Annotated in this window: 20 protein-coding genes and 1 pseudogene; 10 read left to right on the top strand and 11 right to left on the bottom strand. The window is 42.2% G+C overall.

All coding sequences use genetic code 11. From position 1 onward, the window contains the following. The first annotated feature begins 126 nt into the window (after positions 1-126). Positions 127-2,904 (top strand): family 20 glycosylhydrolase, encoded by a 2,778-nt coding sequence (locus tag L4C35_RS06025; protein WP_428462033.1) that lies wholly within the window; start codon positions 127-129, stop codon positions 2,902-2,904. Between the two features lie 158 nt (positions 2,905-3,062). Here the strand turns inward: L4C35_RS06025 and L4C35_RS06020 are convergent. From L4C35_RS06020 to L4C35_RS05985, 8 genes and pseudogenes are all read right to left on the bottom strand, one after another. Next, positions 3,063-3,431: pseudogene (locus tag L4C35_RS06020) on the bottom strand (IS4 family transposase); the annotation flags it as partial. Between the two features lie 9 nt (positions 3,432-3,440). Then, positions 3,441-3,719, bottom strand: coding sequence for a type II toxin-antitoxin system RelE/ParE family toxin (locus tag L4C35_RS06015; protein WP_428462032.1), 279 nt, complete (start codon positions 3,717-3,719; stop codon positions 3,441-3,443). Then, entirely contained in the window at positions 3,716-4,000 is a 285-nt protein-coding gene (locus L4C35_RS06010; protein WP_428462031.1) for a damage-inducible protein J, read from the bottom strand. Before L4C35_RS06010 ends, L4C35_RS06015 begins: the two co-directional genes overlap by 4 nt. Before the next feature lie 354 nt (positions 4,001-4,354). Further along, a complete protein-coding gene (locus tag L4C35_RS06005; protein WP_428462030.1) occupies positions 4,355-4,855 on the bottom strand; it encodes a hypothetical protein in 501 nt (166 codons plus the stop codon). 206 nt (positions 4,856-5,061) lie between these two features. Further along, positions 5,062-6,636 carry a transcriptional regulator gene (locus L4C35_RS06000; RefSeq protein WP_428462029.1) on the bottom strand — a complete coding sequence of 525 codons (1,575 nt, stop codon included), beginning with the start codon at positions 6,634-6,636 and terminating at the stop codon, positions 5,062-5,064. Positions 6,637-6,867: 231 nt separating this feature from the next. After that, positions 6,868-7,977 (bottom strand): alkene reductase, encoded by a 1,110-nt coding sequence (locus L4C35_RS05995; protein WP_428462028.1) that lies wholly within the window; start codon positions 7,975-7,977, stop codon positions 6,868-6,870. Between the two features lie 10 nt (positions 7,978-7,987). Then, positions 7,988-8,617, bottom strand: coding sequence for a glutaredoxin 2 (gene grxB / locus L4C35_RS05990; RefSeq protein ID WP_428462027.1), 630 nt, complete (start codon positions 8,615-8,617; stop codon positions 7,988-7,990). Positions 8,618-8,690: 73 nt separating this feature from the next. Next, positions 8,691-9,359, bottom strand: coding sequence for an SDR family oxidoreductase (locus tag L4C35_RS05985; protein WP_428462026.1), 669 nt, complete (start codon positions 9,357-9,359; stop codon positions 8,691-8,693). A gap of 147 nt (positions 9,360-9,506) precedes the next feature. Here L4C35_RS05985 and L4C35_RS05980 point away from each other — a divergent pair, with 147 nt between their 5' ends. From L4C35_RS05980 to L4C35_RS05965, 4 genes are all read left to right on the top strand, one after another. Beyond that, the gene (locus L4C35_RS05980; RefSeq protein WP_428462025.1) at positions 9,507-10,448 is read left to right on the top strand and encodes a LysR family transcriptional regulator; all 942 of its coding nucleotides are present in this window, start codon (positions 9,507-9,509) and stop codon (positions 10,446-10,448) included. Between the two features lie 39 nt (positions 10,449-10,487). Then, positions 10,488-10,964, top strand: coding sequence for a peptide-methionine (S)-S-oxide reductase (locus tag L4C35_RS05975; protein ID WP_428462024.1), 477 nt, complete (start codon positions 10,488-10,490; stop codon positions 10,962-10,964). A 261-nt stretch (positions 10,965-11,225) separates the two neighbouring features. Beyond that, positions 11,226-12,623, top strand: a complete 1,398-nt coding sequence (locus L4C35_RS05970) for a glycoside hydrolase family 1 protein (protein WP_428462023.1) — start codon at positions 11,226-11,228, stop codon at positions 12,621-12,623. A 175-nt stretch (positions 12,624-12,798) separates the two neighbouring features. Continuing rightward, on the top strand, positions 12,799-13,275 hold the full coding sequence (locus tag L4C35_RS05965) for a PaaI family thioesterase (RefSeq protein WP_428462022.1): 477 nt from the start codon (positions 12,799-12,801) through the stop codon (positions 13,273-13,275). A gap of 146 nt (positions 13,276-13,421) precedes the next feature. Here L4C35_RS05965 and L4C35_RS05960 read toward each other — a convergent pair whose 3' ends face one another. Then, a complete protein-coding gene (locus tag L4C35_RS05960) occupies positions 13,422-14,372 on the bottom strand; it encodes a carbohydrate-binding protein (protein ID WP_428462021.1) in 951 nt (316 codons plus the stop codon). 63 nt (positions 14,373-14,435) lie between these two features. Further along, positions 14,436-15,482 carry a chitinase gene (locus L4C35_RS05955; RefSeq protein WP_428462020.1) on the bottom strand — a complete coding sequence of 349 codons (1,047 nt, stop codon included), beginning with the start codon at positions 15,480-15,482 and terminating at the stop codon, positions 14,436-14,438. A 537-nt stretch (positions 15,483-16,019) separates the two neighbouring features. Here L4C35_RS05955 and L4C35_RS05950 point away from each other — a divergent pair. Both L4C35_RS05950 and L4C35_RS05945 read left to right on the top strand, forming a co-directional pair. Further along, entirely contained in the window at positions 16,020-16,556 is a 537-nt protein-coding gene (locus L4C35_RS05950; RefSeq protein WP_428462019.1) for a YbhB/YbcL family Raf kinase inhibitor-like protein, read from the top strand. 28 nt (positions 16,557-16,584) lie between these two features. Beyond that, complete coding sequence (locus tag L4C35_RS05945; RefSeq protein ID WP_428462018.1) at positions 16,585-17,358, top strand: helix-turn-helix transcriptional regulator; 774 nt, start codon at positions 16,585-16,587, stop codon at positions 17,356-17,358. A gap of 326 nt (positions 17,359-17,684) precedes the next feature. Here L4C35_RS05945 and L4C35_RS05940 read toward each other — a convergent pair whose 3' ends face one another. Next, positions 17,685-18,425, bottom strand: a complete 741-nt coding sequence (locus L4C35_RS05940) for a TrmH family RNA methyltransferase (RefSeq protein WP_428462017.1) — start codon at positions 18,423-18,425, stop codon at positions 17,685-17,687. Between the two features lie 160 nt (positions 18,426-18,585). Here L4C35_RS05940 and rlmE point away from each other — a divergent pair, with 160 nt between their 5' ends. The 3 genes from rlmE to L4C35_RS05925 all read left to right on the top strand — a co-directional run bounded on the left by rlmE (position 18,586) and on the right by L4C35_RS05925 (position 22,031). Continuing rightward, the gene (gene rlmE, locus L4C35_RS05935; protein ID WP_428462016.1) at positions 18,586-19,206 is read left to right on the top strand and encodes a 23S rRNA (uridine(2552)-2'-O)-methyltransferase RlmE; all 621 of its coding nucleotides are present in this window, start codon (positions 18,586-18,588) and stop codon (positions 19,204-19,206) included. 287 nt (positions 19,207-19,493) lie between these two features. Further along, on the top strand, positions 19,494-20,513 hold the full coding sequence (locus L4C35_RS05930) for a Gfo/Idh/MocA family protein (protein ID WP_428462015.1): 1,020 nt from the start codon (positions 19,494-19,496) through the stop codon (positions 20,511-20,513). Between the two features lie 18 nt (positions 20,514-20,531). Further along, the gene (locus tag L4C35_RS05925) at positions 20,532-22,031 is read left to right on the top strand and encodes an SgrR family transcriptional regulator (protein WP_428462014.1); all 1,500 of its coding nucleotides are present in this window, start codon (positions 20,532-20,534) and stop codon (positions 22,029-22,031) included. Positions 22,032-22,061 lie beyond the last annotated feature (30 nt).

Below are 22,061 nucleotides of genomic sequence, written 5' to 3'. Positions count from 1 at the left end.
TTAAATAGAGTTAAAGGGTACATAAAGAGGCATATATTTATATGCCTCTGACTTAACTTTATTGAAAGTTGTTGAACCACATCATTTAAAATCTTCGTTATATGTTTTTATCATGGAGTAGATAAAATGAATCAGATAAAACTTCCGCTTAAAGTACTAGCGGTTGCCTTAATGTCACAGCTTGCAATTAGTAACCCTGCTTATTCCGAAACATTCCATCCAAAAGCCAATGAACTCGAATTACTATGGAAGGTCGTTGACCATGATATAGGCGAAAATATATTTTTAGGAAGCTTAACCATTACTAATAATGGAACTGAAACGCTTGGCGATAAAGGTTGGTCACTCTATTTTAGCTCAGTAAGGCCGCCAGCATCTGTTTTACCATCAGATAATATAGATGGAATAAATGCGCGAAAACAAATGTTAGACCAAAATGTATTATTAAAAAATGCAGACGATGCCGCTAGCGGTGACTATTTTGTACTTGAGCCTGTGGCTGGCTTTAAGCCTATTTTACCGGGTGAATCTAGAGAGATTATGATCACCGCGCAATATTGGCAGATGCTGAAGAATGATTCTCCATCAGGTTTTCATATCGCATATAATGGCAAGGCGCCTCACGCTATCTCCGTTGACGTTATGATGGATCCATCTGATCCTAAGCAGACGCGACAGAGCATTAACGACAATATGCCTGTTCAAACCGCCCAATTACGTTTCACTGAAAATAACGCAGAAAAATCGCAGGTTCCAGTGCAGCACCAAGTTGTTCCTCAGTTGCAGGCGGCTGAGTTAAAAGATGGTGCATTCCTAACACTATTAGGCTGGACTGCTTCTATCAAAGCACCAGAAAGCTTACATAATGAAGCATTATATCTACAAAGCTCGCTTAAAGACTTAATGAAGGGCGACTTCCCAATTAATGCGACAGAGCCTAATGTAGCGGGCGTCATAAACTTAGCCATTAACCCTTTATTAGATACAGATGCTGATGGTGTCGCAGATAAGGAAGGTTATCGATTAGATATCGATCCTTTTAATGGCATCACCATTGAAGGAAAAGACGCAAGCGGCGTATTTTATGGTATTCAAACATTGCGTCAGCTGATACCGAATGATGTTTATCAATCTTCTGTTAGCGCAAATAAAATGCAACATGCAGTATTACCTGCGATGACTGCACTTGATGCTCCAAGGTTTGAGTATCGTGGCATGATGCTTGATGTTGCCCGAAATTTCCAAAGTAAAGAGACTATTTTTAAATTAATTGATTTATTAGCCTATTATAAAATTAATAAATTTGAAATGAACGTAGCTAACGATGAAGGTTGGCGTTTAGAAATTCCAGGTCTACCTGAGCTGACTGAGTTTGGTGCAAAACGAGGGTATGAGTTAAGTGAAACAAAAATGCTTCATACTTTTATGGGGTCAAGCAATGAATTTAATACTGGAGATGGCATTGAAGGAAAGCCTAAGAATATTATAGAAGCGAATAATGGGGTACAACCCGATTTCCAAGGGTTTGAAATTGCTCAGCAGAATTTTTTAGGCAAAGGTTGGGGTTACTACACAACTGAGGATTTTAAAGACATATTAAAATATGCAGCCGATCGTCATATCGACGTCATATTAGAATATGATTTCCCCGCACATGCCCGTGCTGCTATTAAAGCGATGGAGTACCGTTACAATAAATATAAAGAGACAGATCTTGTTGAAGCCAATCGCTATCGCTTGATTGATCCTCTAGATAAATCTGAGTATTACACACCGCAGTTCTATACCGATAATATTGTGAACCCATCGTTAGACGGTACTTATGCTTTCTTAGAAAAAGTCATCAGCGAAACAAAGGCAATGTATGATGCCGTGCCTAGTGCGGAGATAACTCGGTTACATGGCGGCGGTGATGAACTCCCTCATTTAGGGCCCAATGAATGGTGGGCGAAGTCGCCAGCTATACAGCAAAACCCTGAAACCGCAGGCAAAACAGATGCCGAGTTATTCGATTACTTTTTCATGCGCTGGGTTTCCATTATTAATCAGAATGGATTCAAAATGGCGAGTTGGGGTGATGTACTAACCCATAATGGCACAGGTAATGTCGATTATGGTGAGTTGTATCCTATATTCTGGAATAACGTGTGGGGGTGGGGTAATGAACATCAAGCCTATGTCTTTGCTAACAAAGGCTATGATGTGGTGCTATCGCATGCGACCAACTTGTACTTTGATTTAGCTTACAATAAACACCCAGACGAAGTTGGCTATCATTGGGCAGGTTATACCGATACAAAAAAAGCGTTTGAATATCGACCATTTAATATTTACGCCAATGGGAAAATAGATAAACTGGGTAATCCTGTTGAATGGAATCCAAACTGGGTTTCATTGACGGAAGAAGGTAAACGTAATGTAGTTGGCTTGCAAGGTCAGCTATTCTCTGAAAACTCGAAATCCCCAGAGATTATGGAGTATTTGGTTTTCCCTAAATTATTGGGTGTTGCGGAGCGTGCTTGGGTAATCAATATGCCAGCAGAATTGCCAATCGATCAAAGTGGTAAAACGCCAATGGATCAGGCTTGGGATACCTTCTCTAATACCTTAGGCCAGTACGCTTTAAGTAAACTGGAATATATTCAACCTGTTGATATTTATGAGCAGTTGCCACCTCTGCATGGTGTGAATTACCGAATCCCTCTGCCTGGTGCAGTTGTTGATGCAGGTAAGTTGAAGATAAATACACGTTTCCCTGGTTTGAGAAATCAATATTCGCTTGATGGTGGTAGCACGTGGCTGCCATATTATGCGCCAGTTGATGTTAACCATGCTGAAACGATTAAAACGCGTAGTGTGACAGTCTCGGGTAGAAACAGTCGTACCGAAGCAGTTCAGCAATAACGGTATTTTTTACTAACGACAACAAGCCAGTTAGCTTCCCCCTATACTGGCTTTTTCTCGTTGTGTAAAAAAGAGGTAACTTAAAACTGATGAGTTCGCCAAGGTCGTGATGGCGAACTCTGCCATTAACCTGGGTGACTGGCGGATCCCCACATAATTTACGGACGGTAATTGTTCCTTGCCATTAGAATTAGGGTGGATTGTGGCCAGCGTATTGCTGGTTCATTGATGTGATATTCCAGCCGTCGGATGACCTCTTTTCCTAGCTTAACAAATGATAAAACGCGCCGGTCTTTAACTGAATTTGCCTGAAAGTGACGGTGCCAACCGTTATGTTCTGCAATTATTTCAAACCACCAATAGACCATAAAAGCGAGTAGACTAATGAGCAGTAAAATGTCGAATCGTTTAGGGTCATGAGTACGGTTTTTTAAAACACGGAATGTTTCTTCAATTTACATGCGTTTGGTGTAGAGCCTGACGATACATCGAGATGAAAATATATTGGTTGGGATATTAGTCGCCAACCGAAAAAATCAGTCGGTTGGGAATTTTTGCTTTTGGTGAAGAACGCGCATGATACGAATGGTTGAACCTTCAGCCCAGTAGGACACGATCATTGAGATTTCAGGAATAATGAGTAATCTTCCGCGAATTTCGTCGCGCTGAACACCCATTAGCGGTTGCTCTAATAAGTTTTCTACTTTTGTCTCTATGATTTCGTCAGTTTTTTCTGCTGCTCTAGGGTTGAAGTCATACAAAAACTCAAAGATCTTTTCACGATCATTAAGGGATTCTTCTTCCCATAAAATCATTGTTGACCTCGATTACGAATTTTTGCTTTATGTTCAGCCATTCGGGCTTTTGCTGAATCGTTATCAAGAAATGAAGCTTTTCCTGAATCATACTTATCGAATGCAAGGTTAACTTGTTCTGTTAACCAAGAGTCGTGCGATAATGCTTTTCTTTGTTGTTCAGCCATTTGCTCTGTAAGTTCTCGACAGGCATCACTGAGTGTGCGACCTTGGCTCTCTGCCATTTGTTGAGCCAAGCGTTTGATTTCGTCATCAACACGAAATTGAATTCTGGTGTCCATAAGTAGCGCCTAAATTTGTGTGTGTACAAATGTTAGCACTCGATATGTGGCAGGGCAACTAACACATATGAGCCTTCGGGCGTCAAAGCCATCAAAACGACCATCAACGCTCGGCATTCTGGGTATGAATTGGCTTGGGTGTGTACGGTGGTTAATTAACAATTGTCGTAATACGTTGCTGGCGTTTTAGGCGAGCGATAAATGCCAACATACAGATAATTTATCGTTTTAAGCGCTATCGCACATTAGCGCGAGCGAATTGTTCTTTACATGGTGAAAATAGGCACGTAATACATCGCTGTATAACGTGCCAATAAAATAGAAGGGATATTTAATTAAAGGTGATAGTAATTATTACTTTCCGTTTTCATTACGGATGTACATAAGAGCAACCATGCCAAAACCAAGGAATTGCCATAGGTATTGACCATCGCTCGCGCCTGTAATCGTTTGTGTAAATGCCATGCAAGAGGTGACGAATAACGAGGCAATAGCAGCCCTTAGTAGCCATGCTCGCTCTTTACCTTGCATAAATTCACCCGCAATAACAGAGCGAAAAATAAGCAGGAATGGAATGCATTGTAGGATGATTAAAATAGGGAACATGAAATCAAATGTTGGACTAATAAAAAGGTGACCAACTGCGCTTTTATCCCAAGTACCGACAATGTAGGTTTTCCAACCTACCCAGGTATCGCCTTGATAAGCCGTCTCTGGAGATATAAGTCCAAGGAGTACGCCGCATACTTTATCGATAAAACCATTCTTGAACCAAAAAACAAATAAGAATATTTGTATTGGGATAATGTTGAATGCAAGTGATTTGATGAAGTTTGAATTTTGAGTGTCTTTCATAATATTCACATCTATTGAATTGTTAATATGATTTGTTGATGTGAAGAGTATGACGGGAGGCAGATTTTACTTAACTGATGCAAGACAAACTCAGAAAAAAACAAACAAAAATCAAACAGTCGGAGCATGCATGCGAAAAGAGTGAATAGAGTAAAAGCACCGTGCCCTAAGGGTTTCACGGTGCCTAGAGACTAGAATTAATCGGCTTATTTGCTTGTAGGGAAAAGGTTTGATTTTTGTAAAGATGCTTTAAGTTCAGCAAGTTGGCTCTTTTGTCCCTTGCTCAGGCGGTTAAAGCGCTGGTAATAGTACTCAGCCCCTTTAGGGTTGTTTGCTTGTAGATCTGCGATACTCAGTAAGTAGTAACTAAGCGGGCTTGGTGAGTTTTCCGCAGCATAGAATAAGTAAGGATATGCTTGTTCACTTTGATTGTTCACGATCAGTGCGAGCCCTAAGCTTATATTGGCAATATTACAGCGTGGATTCTTTTCAAAAGCTCTCTTTGCGTAACTGAGCGCTAACCGTTTATCTTCACTATCTTTCGTCTCTAAATAATTCATCGATGACATGTAAGAAAATAATGCTTCAATTAAGTAATTATCCCTGCCTTGTCTTTTAATCATTTCAAGTTCAGATGATAACCCACTAAAACTTTCCGTACCTTTCCCTTGATAAAAAAGAGAAATACCTTTTGATATAGCCTGCCAATCATTATAGTTTTGCACTGAGGTGACTCTATGGTTCGCAAAACTATAATCAGGCGTAGCAGGTGATATGGTCGTTTTTAACGAAAGAACAAGATCGCCAATTGCTGAAAAGAAATCATCCTTAGTAAAAGTGACATCAAGTTTTTTTATTTCACCAGAATGTGAAGGTATATCAATAAGAAGCTTAAGATGATACCCATTTTTCGTCTCTTTAATCCAGCCCTTGAGTGAAATAGCGTCTGGCGTTAACTGTTTTCTTGCCGCTGGTGTAAGTTGAGAATAGTGATAACCCACAATATTGTTTGATGAGTTAAGGCCAAAGAAAAGGTAGTTATAGACATTGCGAGCGACAGTGAGATCTTTATTTTGGTCTAATTCAATATCGTGAAATATAACAGGGATGACTTTCCTGCTTTCATCCTGCGTGACGGTAACATTTTCATTATCTGGCAGTGTGAAATGATTAATACCCATTATAGTCGAGAGTAAGGCCGCAATGATAATGGACAATATCATTAAACGGTTCATTGATTGCCGAGCTTGCTGCTGAGACGGCTTCTGAATTGACGGCGCTTTATCTGGCTTATTTATGTTGGAATGAGGTTGAGGCGCTCGCGTTGTATCTTTCACATGGTTGTCGAGTGTGGATTGTAACTCGGATATTTGGTTTTCTTTTGCATCTATTTCTTGTTCTAACTGCTGCTGAATTGCTGCTGTGACGAGGGGAAGGTGATGTTCACTCACTTCAATATCAAACAAATACCCTTGCTTAGGAATTGTTTTGATAACTGAATACGGGCGTTGTTGATCGTTCAACTGACTTCTAAGTTGACTGATCACCTGGCGCACTAAGTTGTCGGATACTTGGCTACGATCCCAAACGGCTTCTGCTATCGTTCTGGTATTTTGTACTTTGCCTTGATGTTGGATGAAGAAACTGAGCATCCGCGCTTGAAGGGGCTCAAGGTGACGCTCTTCACTGTTATGCCCTTCATCTACAATTAGACGATTTTGTTCTGGAATAAAAGTGACTTTAGAATCAGTGCCTAGTCGATAACTTACAGCAGATGGCATAACTTCCACGCGATAGTAAAAAACAGCAGTGATGAGGTTATTGATTTTATTCGACTGAAGCAAGTTGAAGATAAAGATGGGGTATGAAAAGTTGATGTTCCATACATCTATTCAATGAGTAAAGCCTGCAATTTCAGCAGGCTTATTAAAATCACGTAACGAAATGGTGCGACTGACGGTGGCTTCTATCTGCTGTGATTTTGTTTAAGAACTTTGTTTTAAAAGGCTAAATTAGTCCACAGTTTCTGCGATTTGCATTATTGGGTAATCGGTATAGCCTTGCTCATTACCGCCAAACAAGGTTGCGCCGTCTAAATCGGCAAGCTCATAACCGTTTTCTAAGCGGGCGACTAAGTCTGGATTAGACACAAATGGGCGACCGAATGCCACTAAATCCGCATAACCTTTGTTAAGAACCTCGTCAGCACGTTCTTGGGTGTAACTACCTGCCACAATGATGGTGTTGGTGAAAATTTCACGTAGTTTAATACGGAAACTCTCAGGAATGACTGGCGCATCGTCCCAATCTGCTTCAGATAGGTGCATGTAAGCAATATTTCGCGCTTGTAATTGACGAGATGCTTCAAGAATTGTTGGCACAATATCAGGGCAGTTCATGTCTTTGAATGTAATGAAAGGCGCTAAGCGAACGCCGACTTTATCTGCGCCAATCACCTCAATAACGGCGTCGACCACTTCAATTAAGAAACGAATGCGGTTTTCACGTGTGCCACCATAGTTGTCGGTTCGTTTGTTGGAATTGGTGCGGAGAAATTGGTCAATGAGATAACCGTTACCGCCGTGAATTTCCACACCATCAAAGCCAGCTTCAATGGCTCGTTTGGCTGAATAGGCAAAATCTTTAATAACACGACTGATATCGCTTTGATCCATTTCACGAGGTTGAATACAGTCAACCATGTTGCCATTACCTTGATCATCAGAAATCCAGACCTTGGTTTCGATGGGGGCAAGGGCAGAAGGCGCTATAGGTAGTTCACCTTTTTGGAACGTGGGATGAGAAACACGGCCGACATGCCATAGCTGACAGAACATGGCCGCACCTTGTGCGTGTGCTGCTTTCGTGACAGGTTGCCAGCCTTTGACTTGCTCAGCGGTGTAAACGCCAGGCGTGAATGAATAACCTTGTGAGTCATCAGAGATTTGAGTGGCCTCTGAAATGATCAAGCCTGCTGTTGCTCGTTGTTGGTAGTAAGTCGCCATCATTTCATTGGGAATATTGCCAGGTTGGCTGGTACGTGCTCGCGTCATGGGAGCCATAACAACACGGTTTTGTAGGTCTAGGCTTTTAAGGTTTGTTTTTTCGAATAATTTTTTCATGGTCTTCATCTTATTTTAGTAATCGAACATTTGTTTCTTTGCTGACAAGTTCCATCCATTCTTTTACTGATGGTTCCCAATCAATTTCAGCGGCGCTAAAGAAGCCGCGAAGGATAGAGAAAATAATCGCTTCATCGACGATGGCGATAGGGCTAATAGAACCTAGATTCAGTAAAATGCCCGCTTCGCGGATCAAAGATCCCACTTCTTTTGCAATGGCAGGTGTATCTGCTAATAGAGCATCAAAGCTAAGTGCTTCGGTTTCTTTTTTACTGCGCCAAGCACGTTGAGATGATGCGGTTTTGAATTCAGCGAGATCCATCGAAGACCACCGTGGGTAACCAATTTTCTGTAATGGCAGGAAGGCGCGACGTTGCCATTCTAGAATTGCTTCAGATGGAATATTGGTTTGAATTGAGTCAGCAAGAGATAAAAAGTGACCAATAATATCTAAGCTTTCAGCAATTGCTGTTCCATCATCTTTCACTAAGACAGGGACTTGTTTGCTACCCACGATATCAGTCGTTGTCTTGTCATCATCGTAATCAATGGTTACTACATCAAGTGGTAAATTCAGCATGCCAGCAACAAAGCGTACACGGGCGCTGAATGGGCAATGTTCATAAATGTAGAGTTTCATGTTTATTCCTATTTGTTACTCTAGTGAAAGGTAGAGTGGTTATATTTTTTGCTATCGAGAGAGTTAGATGGAATTAGTTGATTAATGCGCCGCCATCAACATCGATGATAGAGCCCGTCATATAGGGATTAGTGATAGCCATTACATAGGCTTGAGCGACATCTTCTGCTGTACCAACACGGCCTGCAGGAAGGGTATTACGTGCGTTTTCATACATGGATTCTCGGCTTTGTTGATCCATGCCTTGGTAGGCGGTTGTCATTGTTAAGCCGGGGCTCACCGCGTTAACGCGAATAGGAGACAGCTCTTTCGCTAATACTTTTGTTACCGCTTCTAGCGCGGCGTTAATAGCGGTTTTTGTGTAGGTATTAGCAACCACTTTGCGTGATAGCATCCCTGTGGTTAACGTAATCGTGCCATTGGGTTTGATATAACGGCTAGCATGTTTAGCGGCGTTAATTGATCCCCAGAACTTAATATTAAAAGCCGCTTTTGCGTCTGGAATTTTCACGTCTACCACTTTACCTGCAGGTGCCGCAGAGCCTGCTGTAATGATCAGATGATCAAAAGCACCAATCGATTCGAAGTAAGCGTGCACAGATTTTTCATCGCTGATATCTAGACCTGTTTGGCGGCTAGCCACATGGATAATGTTTTCGCCATTATCAAATTGTTTTGCTACTTCAGCACCGATACCTGATGTACCACCTAAAATGACGTAGCTTGTTTTATCCTGACTCATAATCCGCCTCTCTGTCGTTATTCTGATTTAGTTGTTCTGGTTTAAATGTTTTCCTTTGATGTTGGTTATTATATTTATTCGATTTATTTTGATAATTGGGTAGAATTCGAATTCATTATTTTGAATAACTGAATAATCGAGGTGTGAGTGGATAAATTCTCGGATATGACCATGTTCGTGAGTATTGTTAAGCGTCAGGGGTTGGCTGCGGCTGGGCGAGACCTTGGACTTTCTCCTGCGACCATGACGGCGAGGCTTCAAGCATTAGAAGAGAGGTATGGTGTTAAGTTACTTAACCGAAGTACGAGGCATGTTGGTTTAACCGATGCGGGTGAACTTTATTACAAGGCCTGTCTCGACATTTTGGATAATGTTAGCGAGGTAGAGAACCTTATCCAGAATGGTATGAAGGAAGTTAAAGGTGCGCTCCGAGTTTCTGCTCCTAAAGATATCGGCAAGCAATACATCATGCCAATTTTGAATGAGTTTGTTGAGCAGTATCCAGATGTCGTGCCTTATTTATACCTTGATGATCGTATTTCAAATATTGCGGAATCTGGCCGTGATATTGTGATTCGCTATGGTGAACTGGTTGATAGTAGCCTGATCTCACGGCGTTTATCGCCTAGCCGACGGGTTTTGTGTGCCTCACCTGAATACCTTGCTAGGCACGGTACCCCCTTGAAGCCTGAAGATTTAGCTAGTCATGATTGTTTGGTGATGCTACGAAGCAATGAAGAGCTGAAAACGTGGCACTTTCAAGAACAAGAAAAAAAAGTCTCGATAACGGTGTCGCCAAAACGTTTTTCCGATGATGGTGAGATTATTCGTCAGTGGGCATTAGAAGGGGCGGGAATTGCGCTTAAATCTGTACTGGATGTTCAAGCTGACATTAATAGCCAGCGCTTAGTGACTGTGCTTAATGGCTACATGAAGAACTTCAATACTTCAACTATGGTCTCTAGTGCTGATTTGAATGTGGTGTATATCAGTAAGCAGTTTCAACCTAAACGGATTAGACTGTTTTTAGATTACTTGTTTGAACGCTTTCCTGAGTTGCTAGAAAAGTCAGGCGACCTACGTAGCTAGCGATCACCTGTTTTTTGTTTATTAATTGGATTGTATCTGATGGAAGAAATATATTTTGCGGGCGGCTGTTTGTGGGGCGTGCAAGAATTTATGAAGCACCTACCCGGTGTGATTACAACAGAGAGTGGGCGTGCGAATGGTACAACGAATACCACGCAAAGTGACTACGATGGTTATGCGGAATGTGTGCGTACTCAGTTTGATCCTCAGCAGGTGACTATTGCGCAGCTAATGGCGTACTTTTTTGAAATCATTGACCCTTATAGCGTCAATAAACAGGGTGATGATGTCGGCGAAAAGTACCGAACTGGCGTGTACAGTGTTAACCCTTCACATCTTGAGCAAGTAAAGGCGTATATTTCTGAGAGAGAAGACTGCGCTAAAATTGTTGTGGAAGTATTAGCCTTGAGTAACTACGTTAAAAGCGATGATGAGCACCAAGACAGGCTGACACGTTTCCCCAATGATTACTGCCATATCCCTTTCGGATTATTGAATAAATATAAAAAGCAGTGAGCCACTTCACTGAAAACGAGGCACTTTACATCATAGAAAGTGCCTGTTTTTAATGGATAGACTGAATATTATGCAATGTAAGGCGATAAACCCGATAAATAAGGAACTAACACGCGAGTAAATACACTCTTTTTCTTCCTGTTATATTCATCAATACTAGCGCCATGTTCCGCATAATTTGCTAGATGCTTTCTGTTTAACTATGCATAAAACAGCATGAAAGCCAAGGCGATAAGACAGAAGCGATAAACAGAGGTTTGTATGACTCAATTTCCGAATGATTTTTTATGGGGTGGTGCAATTGCTGCTAACCAAGTTGAAGGCGCTTATGATCTAAATGGTAAGGGGTTGTCAACGTCCGACATGCTGCCTTCGGGGATCTTAAGTCCGCACCAAACGCGTGAAGCGCGTACCGCCGGCATCAAAGATGTTGCAATTGATTTTTATAACCGCTACCCAGAAGACATTTCATTGTTTAAAGAGATGGGCTTTAACTGTTTACGCTTATCGATAGCGTGGACGCGTATTTATCCTAACGGTGATGATCAAGAGCCGAATGAAGCAGGTCTTGCTTATTATGACCGCATTTTTGATGAGCTGGCCAAGCATGATATTCAGCCGTTTGTGACCTTGTCACATTATGAAATGCCTTATGCGTTAGTCGAGAATTATGGTGGTTGGGCAGATCGAAAGCTTATTGTGTTTTTTGAGCGGTATGTCAGCACTGTCTTTGAGCGTTATAAAGATAAAGTGAAGTTATGGCTGACGTTTAACGAAATCAACATGTCGCTTCATGCGCCATTTACTGGTGTGGGTCTGCAAGAGGATGCGAGCGAGCAGGCAATTTATCAAGCTATTCACCATCAATTAGTCGCCAATGCTAAAGCAGTTAGCCTGTGTAAAAGCATTATTCCTGATGGCAAGATTGGCAATATGCTATTGGGTGCCATTAATTACCCGTATACCTGTAATCCTGATGATGTGATTGCGGCCATGCATGAAAATAACAAATGGCTGTTCTTTGGTGATGTGCAAACGCGTGGTAAATACCCTGGCTATATGCAGCGATACTTCCGTGAGAATAACATTCATATTGAAATGGAAGCGGGAGATTTAGAGACTATCGCTAATGCTTCGGTCGACTTTATTTCTTTTAGTTATTACGCCAGTGGTTGCGCGAGTGCTGATCCTAAACAAAAAGAAGTGGGTAACATTGTCGATAGCGTGCCAAATCCCTATTTAGAGAAAAGCCAATGGGGCTGGCTCATTGATCCTAAAGGACTGCGGATTTTGCTGAACTTCCTATATGACCGTTATCAAAAGCCGCTCTTTGTGGTTGAAAATGGTTTAGGGGCACGTGATGAGATCAGCGAAGATGGCGAGATCCACGATGATTATCGCATTCAATACCTCAACGATCATCTTGTGCAAGCACGAGAGGCCATTGCTGATGGGGTTGAGTTAATGGGCTTCACGAGTTCGGGACCGATTGATCTGGTTGCAAACTCAACGGCAGAAATGAGTAAACGTTACGGCTTTATCTATGTTGATAGGCACAATGATGGTACGGGCTCACTCATTCGTAAGCGTAAAAAGAGTTTCCACTGGTACCAAGAGGTGATTAATACCCAAGGTGGTTCCTTGATAAACGCGCGTTAATATACAGGTTGGTTATCAATCAAGTACTATGGCGCGTCTTGGCGGCTACCTTAACCTATGGTTAAAGTGCAACATTAGATTCCACTCGATATAGGCTCTAGTTTGTGGCATACGCCATAAACTAGGCGTATAAACAAGCTATACCACGATGGGTATTGAGTAGAAAGAGTGGAAAATGGACAACCCAGATCAACGTTTGTTACAAGCAGAAATAGCGAAGTGTGAACCCTTTAAATCGATACGTTTAGTTGAGAAGGTGACTAAACACCAAAGTCATCAACATTGTATGCTGTGTGGTACTGAGCCAACTTTTGGCTTAAAACTCGACTTTTATAATGATCAAAAAGGTGCTGTTTGGAGCAAAGCGAAAGGCAGCATCCATCAACAAGGCTACCAAGGTATTTTGCATGGTGGTTTTATTGCATCATTGTTAGATGCAGGTATGTGCCAAGCGGTATTTAATCAAGGCATTGAAGCCGTTACGGGTGATATGAATATTCGTTATCTTGCAGAAATTCCTCTTAATGCAGATATGCTTATTCGCGGTGAAATAACATCTTCTTGTTTAACACTCTATAAAGTTGAAGCTGGAATTTATGTTGGCCAACAACTTGTGGCTAAAAGTACTGCTCGTTTTATGAAGCGAGCATGAAAGGGAAAGTACAAGAAGTCTATAAGTACAACAATAAAATCGCTCTAACCTGAGAGGAATAGAGCGATTTTGGTTTCGGTATTTCATTTAACAGTGGTGATTGTGAATGAAGTCACCACACGGTGATATATCAATATGCAGTATGATTAAGCTCGTTCCCATGGTGCGCCAGCAGCGCTAGGTACATCGCCTTTAGTCCACCATTTCGCTTTATAAATGATTTCTTGATAGATCACTTTATCACCGCCATTGTAGGCTTTCGTTGCGATCCACTCAGAAATGGTACCGTTGTCGTTGGCTTGCCAAACTTCTGATTGTCCAGGAGTATCGCCTTTGGTCCACCATTTAGCAGTATAAGTTACACCATCATAGATAACGGTATCACCTTCAATATAGGTTGTGTTTTTATCCCATGTAGACGTGCTGCTGTTTTCAGGCTTAATGGTGATCGTTTTGGCTGAATCAACTGCATTATTACCACCATCAATCACATTCACCTGAACATTAACCACTTGCTCGGCTTCCACGTCTGGTGCGGTAAACATCATACTGCGGTTGTCGTCAGCGATGACCATGGTGATGTTACGGTCGTTGCTCCACGCGATGCTAAATGCAGTATCATCTGGGTCTTCAATGGCTAAGCTAATGCTGATCTCTTCGTTACTTTTCACACTGTCGGGACCTGTTAGGGTCAGCGTTGGTGGGAAGTTATCGGGTTTAGGTTTTGCAGTGATCGTCACATCGTCGTTGTCACTAACACCATCTTGGTTGGTGATTGTCAGTACAAAACGGTATTGGGTGATCGTATCCACTCTAGGGACAGACACTTGCGCTTTAGCTTGGTTTGGAGACTGAACGACTAAAGTGCCATCAACCGCGACCCAGTGATAGCTTAACGTGTCATCAGGTGCAGATGTTGAGCGACTGCCATCAAGAATAACGACATCATCGTTTGAAATTAGCTCGATATCAGCACCAGCATTGGCTTTAGGCGTTGCACTTTCAGTGTCATCGATAACGGTAACATCAAATTTATTTTCGACACACCGACGGTAATCACCTTCGATGAATGCAGAGAAAGGCCCTTGATAAGACACTAACTGGCACTTATAGGTTTCGCCAGAAGGTGTATCTGGTGACCAGCCCCAGTCTTGTTCCCACTAGATGTTGAGTGCACCTGCACCACCATCATCAAATTGTTTCATGCTAGCACAACCGAGTACCTCATTGTCTGCAATGGGCACGCCTAAGTATTCCGCAAAATGACGGTAGTAATTGATGCGATTTTGCGATTGCAGGTGTTCGCTGCTACCGCCACATTCGACACCACCGTTGATAATTTGCGTGGTTACCCCAAAGCCGGGTACTAATCCATTGGCGGCATCTCGCTCATTGGGCTGCCAAGTACCATCAATAACATGCAACATACTTGGTTTGGGTGGTTGTGGGTATAAGTAGAAAAAGACCGCACTGGCTAAGTTCAACCAAGTGTCAGCCACCAGTTCAGGTTCATTGAGGAGTATGTCTACATTACCGTAGATAGATTGTGAGAATGGACCGTAGTTATAGTTATAGCTTAATTGTTTTGAGCCGCGACCGAAGTAGCTCTTGTAACTGCCGTCAGCAAATTTACCACAAGGGTAGGCTTGTGCTTGCCACAATGATGGATCGCAAATACCGTAACCACCTGATGTTCCTTCTTCCCAGCCCACTTCTCGCAGATAATAGAGCCCTTGTTGCCACTCAGGGTTACTGCTATGTGGGTTATGGCCGCCCGTTTCTTGGGTAAAGTGGGCAAACATGGTCGCTAATGATTTCCGACAGATAGCGTCTGAATTTCGCCCATCACTGTAAGTGCCGCAAAAAGCAGGGTACTTACCTATGGCCTTTAAAAAGTTTAAGTATGTGTATTGGGCGTTACGCTCAGGGAATACTTCGTTCCAAGCAGCTTGGTTGACGAGTCGCTCAACTCGCTTAACGTTGTCTGGGTTATTAGCCGCGTTAATTTGGATGGCTTCTACTGTTTTGTTATCGAGCGTTTTTATTGAATCTTTTACAAGCTGCAACCCTTCAGGTGCACTGGCAATGATACTTGCTTCGTCTTGTTGTAGCTGGCTCAAATTTATTTCATAAGATTGTGCCAGAGCTGAAGAAGAAATAATTGCGAGTGCTAAATGAGAAAGATGCAGAGGTTTAAATCTGATCATGTTTTATATCCTATTTATAGTACAAGCATGAACGGTGAGACCGTTGGGTAATTTAATTAATAGTTATGCGGTGCCATTAATATGGTAGGAGAAAAGTGACATTTTGACTTGAACCGGTATCACGCTAATAATATGAATTTAAACAAAAAAGCCGGCATGTTGCAGTATTGTGAACGAATATCTCATTATAGATTGAGCTTGAAAAAAGATTCATCATTACTGTGAATGGCTGTCACGTTTGGGTGTGGCTGTTACTGATGGGTTTAAGGTTTGTTGTTGAGTTATATCTATATCAGCGATCTAAGTTTTAATTACTTAACTGCTTCGACATACTTGCTTTGCTATAACAGTAGTGATTGTTATTCGTTTAAATTTTAAGGAGTCATGCGCAGAGGCGGTATTCTTATCCCTTCCCCATGCGATTACACTTAAAGTATCAAAATTAGGGGTTGTGTGGCTATAATTGATACTTAATGTTGAGTTGGTGCTTCTTGGTTTGAATATACTTATATCGAACTAAATAGAAGGAATATCACGATGAAACTAGTTACCCAATCGGTTTTAGCATTAAGTCTTTTAGCAACCACAATTCCCGCTCATGCATTTGAAGTCAGCAGTAAAGATATTCAAGAAGGCCACCCAATGGCTAAGACTTTTGAATACAAAGGTTGGGGGTGTGATGGTGGTAATTTGTCACCGCAATTAATGTGGAAAGATGCCCCTGAAGGGACGAAAAGCTTTGCCATTACAGCGTTTGATCCTGATGCACCGACGGGCAGTGGTTTTTGGCATTGGATTGCGATTAATATTCCCGCTTCTGTGAGTGAGCTGCCCCGTGGAGTGAACATTGAAAAATTGGGTGGTCAAAATCTGCGTATTGATTACGGCACGGTTGGATTTGGCGGTGTTTGTCCGCCAGAAAATGACGGTATGCATCGCTACCAATTTACGGTTTGGGCGCTACCAACAGACAAGTTAGATTTAAATGAAAATACGTCAGCTGCCGTTGCTGGATTTACGCTGAACAGCATGGCGCTGGATAAAGTAACCTTAACCGCGACATATACACGTTAAATTAAGGTATGAAACCAAAGGGGAAGTGATGAACAATCAATACCAAGTCACTATATTCAAGGCTGAGCAGCTTCAACAGCTGCGTAATGTTAGGCTTCACTCCCCCTGTATTATTCAAATTATCTCGGGTAGTAAACAGTTATTTTGGAAAGAGGCGACCATAGCCCTTTCTTCATCTCAGCTCTTATTGTGTGAGGCATCAGCTTGTTTGACCTTTGAAAACCTGCCACAAAAAGGCCATTTTTTATCGAGAGTATTTAGTTTTCATTGCACGCCGAGTGAAGCAATGCTGACGATGAGCCAAGCAATAGCAAGCGATCAAGATGCACCTATGATCAATACTGATCGTGCTTTGCAATCGACATTAGATGCGTTGTTTTCGTTTGAATTAAGCCAGTTAAGCAAAGAAACGCAAACATTTTGGGTGATGGGGCTCTATCAACAGCTGGCTGAGAGGGGGGTATTACATTTGTTATTTCCCAGTGCGAATACGCGTTTTAGTCATAGGCTGAGCCAGTATTTATCGCACTCCCCAGGTGAAGAACACCCGTTAGAGTCGGTTGCTGAGCACTTCGCAATGAGCCGAGCTACCTTAATACGCAAGTTAAAGCATGAGGGAATGCAATACCGTGAATTGTTGGCAGAGGTGAGGCTAAATCATGCGCTATACCTGATGCAAAATGAGCATTTTAGCGTCGCACTGTTATCACAACTATGTGGTTATCAATCTGAAGATAGGTTTAGCCAGCGTTTTAAGCGAAAGTTTGGATTAACGCCAAGAGCGTATATGAAAACGCTATAAGTGATACTGACCAATAAATCTTAAATATTCTTGGCAACTTTTCGAAGATAATGTCTAAGTATTTAATGTGAGGCGTATTTCATGAGAGTGGCAGAATTACCCCCCAAAAAAACGACGAAAGCCTCGACATTTCTGTCGAGGCTTTCTGAATGTGGCGGAGTGCTACGTGTAGTGGTTCATTCAATTTGGCCTCCTTTTTAGAGGCTGATAACCTGAACTCGGGGAGAAGCCGACATAGCTTCAAACAAGTAAACTCTGCTGCTCAGTCTGGTTTTTGATAGCTCTTATCGGAGGAAATCAACTTATGACCAGTTGTAATAGTTCGTTTATATCGACAACTGATAAGCGCATATATTAACAGCGCTAGCCAAGTTTAATGAATCAATCTTACCGCTACCTGCGATAGTAAAAGGCTGCGCGTTACAATCGGCCAAGGCTTGTTTTGGTACGCCACGAGCTTCGTTACCAAATAGGTAACAATCATAGTCGGAAAATTGGGGCGTGTTAACCTTATCACCCTGCATATCAAGATAAGCAAAACGCTTAAAACGCTGATTTAACTCAGTAAGCTCAACGCCTTGCTCTAGAGGAAGGTGAAAAATAGCCCCCATGCTAGAGCGCACTACTTTTGGATTGTAGGGATCGACACTGTTGTTACTTAATAACAAGCGAAAGTGCCCAAACCACGCAAGGCTACGCAAAATAGTGCCCAGGTTACCGGGATCTTGTACCTCATGTAAGTAGATACAGCGCTCACCGTCTTGCAGAGGTGCTCTCTCTGTCTGAGCGGGCAAAGGAACGCAGGCGATGATACCTTGTGGTGTTTTGGTATCACTCAGTCCAGCCATCTGGTTTTTATTAATCTCAATGATCGTGTAAGAGTGATTGAGCTGCTGTGCCCATGCTTGATACTCATCAGTCACATATAAAATGGTATTTTTTAGATAGGGCTGAGCCAGTGCTGCTTTATCCAGTTCGAGGATCAGGTGCTCCCCTTCAACTAAATAGTGGCCAAACTGCTCACGATATTTTTTTTGATGCAGCTTCTTTGCATTATCCAGTTTCATAGATGGTCCAGTTTCATATATTGTGCTTTAGCAAGTTTTCGCAGAGATTGTACTCTTTTGTTTGGCAAAATGTCACCACTGGAAGTCAGGAGATATTTGCAAAACAACGGGACATGATTACAATAGCGCTCCTATATTTTACCAGCACGGCGAACAACCTATGGCACGTTCAAAAACCAGTAAGAAATGGCTCGATGAACACGTTAACGATCCTTATGTAAAAAAAGCTCAAGTCGATGGTTATCGATCGCGAGCAAGCTATAAGTTGATTGAAATTAACGAAAAAGATCAGCTGATCAAGCCGGGAGATATCGCTATGGATCTTGGCTCTGCACCAGGCGGTTGGTCGCAGATTGTCGCTCCGATCGTTGGGGATAATGGCAAGGTGATCGCCTCTGATATTTTACCTATGGATAGCCTGATGGACGTCACCTTTATTCAGGGCGATTTTACTGATGAAGCTGTGTATGAGCGTATCGTGGAAACCATCGATGGCAAAGGGGTTGATGTGGTGATCTCGGATATGGCACCCAACTTGAGTGGCGTAAAAACGACTGACCAATACAGCTCAATTTATCTCGTTGAGTTGGCGTTAGATATGGCGCGTAATGTCCTAAAACCGGGTGGTAACTTTTGTGCTAAGGTTTTCCAAGGCGTTGGCTACGAAGAGTATGTGAAAGATGTTCGAACTTCTTTTAACAAAGTAATTATTCGTAAGCCTGCAGCTTCACGCCCACGTTCTCGTGAAGTTTATGTAGTAGGTAAAGGATTTAAAGGCTAGCGCAATTCAATTAACTCCCCTTTACACCGTTTTATTACGATACATGTGCCGAGGGGAGAAATCTCATTTAACTTTCTAGCCTTTTCTAATTTCCTTTTTTGCATTGGGCGTTTTGTTCTACGCCACTCCACTCATCCACATCTTCGGATAGATCTATCTCTAAAAGTTAGGCCTTATCTCTAATCCTAATCCGCACGTTAAATTATGAACAAGCTGGTTCATCTGTTCCATATTTAATTAACGACTCTCTGGGTACACTGAAGCAATACAGTTTGTTAGGAGTGGTTATGAGTCAAACAACACGAAAAGTAAGATGGGGCATTGCGGGTTTAGGTAATATTGCAAAGCGCTTTACTACTGCATTAACGAAACATAGCGAGCATGGCGAATTGCATGCGGTTGCCGCTAGAGATCTAGTCCGAGCTGAGGCCTTTAGTGAAACTTTTGCGTGTCCGGTGAGTTATGGCAGTTATGACGAAATGGCAAAAGATCCCAATATTGATGCTGTTTACATCGCGACGGTTCATCCGTTCCATCAACCTTTAGCTGAACTATTTTTAAGTCACAAAAAACATGTGTTGGTAGAAAAGCCTGCTTTCACTAACCTTGACGACTGGCTAAAAATGAGTGCGTTGGCAGACCAACATGGTGTGATATTGCGTGAAGCGATGAAAACAGTGGCATTTCCAGCTTATCAAGCGCTTAAATCTTTTCTACTTACCAATAATCTTCAACTGACATCGATTGAAGCGAGCTTTGGTAACGAGCATGAATACGATCCTGAATTATTTATATTTAATCCTAATTTAGCGGGTGGGGCGACACTGGATGTTGGCGTTTATGGCTTATGGTTATATTGTGATTTGTGCTTAACCTTGGGGGTTGATGTACCAGAGCCGAGTGTTGATATGTCTAGCTCGATTGTTCAATCTCAAGTCGATACAGAGGCGTGTTTTTCATTTACAGGTGAAATAGACGGTAAAATTTCAGCTTCAATCGTAAACAATTTACCGCGAGATGCGATATTACGTGGTGATCAACTCACAATCACGATTCGTGATAAATGGTGGAATCCAGATGTTATTGATATCGAATATCATGGAGAGAGCATGACGATTGAGCACCAGGTGAAAGGAAATGGGTTTGAGTTTGAAATTGACCATTTTTCACGACGTTTGCTTGAGGAAGATAGCGTGCCTGATATCTTACTGCCACAAGTGACGACTCAGGTTCTTTCGATCATGGAGTGTGGATTAACAGATGCCGGGTATGGTCATTTAACGCAAGCATACAGTATGGAGAAGTAGACAGTTTTGGTAAGTGGAATGGGAAACCTTAAGCGCAGGCTTGAAATCTATGAACAGATCTTCCAAACCTATGGCCCTGGGGAATCGCGGTGTCAGATAAGCCAGTTGGCATCGTTGTTACATGTAAGTGAGCGCCACGTACAAACGCTCATAAAGCAGTTGGTTGCCGCGGGGTGGATTGCTTGGCAAGCAAGCTCAGGGCGGAACAAAAAAGCCTTGTTAACCTGTTGCATTGAACCCATTCACGCCTGTTATCAGTCTGCGAGCCTCTTGGCAGATCAAGGCAATGTAGAGCCGTTACTGAATATTCTGAGTTTTGGTGGCCGCGATGCAAATGTCGAGTTTCAATCTTTTTTACATTATTCCTCTGAATCTAGGCTGCGTATTGCTTATCTTCCTTTTCATCGAGAGTTAGAAGTACTTCATCCTCATCATTCACAAAGGCGTACCGAACGCTTTTTAGTGACGCAAATTTGCCAGCGTTTAACCTCGATAGAGCAAGGGCTGGTGGTGGGTGACTTATCGTACCATTGGCAAGCCAATGACGATGCAAGTCTGTGGCACTTTCAAATTAGAAATGGTGTACATTTTCATGATGGCACTATGTTAACCGCACAAGATGTAACGCGCTGTCTGAATCTGTTGATTCAAAACACGTGTTGGCAGGCGAGTTTCAGCCACATTGCAAGTGTACAAACGGTTTCTGAGGACAGCATCGCGATCAGGTTAAATCAAACGGATTGGCATTTGCCCCGATTACTTGCGAGGGCTGAAGCTTCGATATTTAAAGGTTCGATATTTAAAGCGTCGCCATCTGAACGTTTAATGGGATCAGGGGCTTTCTCATTAGACGTTTTTTCGAGCAAAATGCTGAGACTTAACCGCAACCCTAACTATTCACACGCACTCGCTATTCTGAATAGAGTAGAGCTTTGGGTTTACCCTGAATGGGCCAAAAGTAAAACGTGTGCAAGCAATAAAGTTAGCCTTGAGATACAAGATCAAACCCGCATCATTGGTAGTGATTGGCGCGCTATTTTCCTCAAAATCGAAAATCCTGAAATAGCATATAGCTCCCGTTACTTCACCTTTGAAGATACCCTTGAATGTGCAAGATTATTTAATGAGTTATCCGCAGAGGAAAGTCATGGCGAGCAAGTAGAATACGGGGATTACCGCAAAGTAAAAGAGATAACGCTATGCAGTATTATCGAAGAAAACGATGCATTTAGTGCGTGGTTAAGCTTCTTATCTCGTTACCCTTTTGCAAGCCATAATTTGACACCAGAATTACTCGGAACTATTGACCTATACCTTACTCACGTCCGTCGAGAAAAGGATTTTGATAAGGCCTCTGCTGAGCTAGTAGCGCTTCATGACTGGTTATGCGAGCAAGGGATTATGCGCGAACTCAAACATGAGGCTTTTACACTCGAAGTATCAGAAAGGTTAAACGGCAGCATTGTGAATGGCTATGGCTGGTGCGAATTAAGCCATGTATGGATTGCAGATGGTTGAGTTCCCTCCAAAATAATGGCGAATTATTCA

The organism is Photobacterium kagoshimensis, assembly GCF_050337045.1.
In the GTDB taxonomy this organism is placed as follows: domain Bacteria; phylum Pseudomonadota; class Gammaproteobacteria; order Enterobacterales; family Vibrionaceae; genus Photobacterium; species Photobacterium kagoshimensis.
This window is presented reverse-complemented; position numbering and strand designations above follow the sequence as displayed.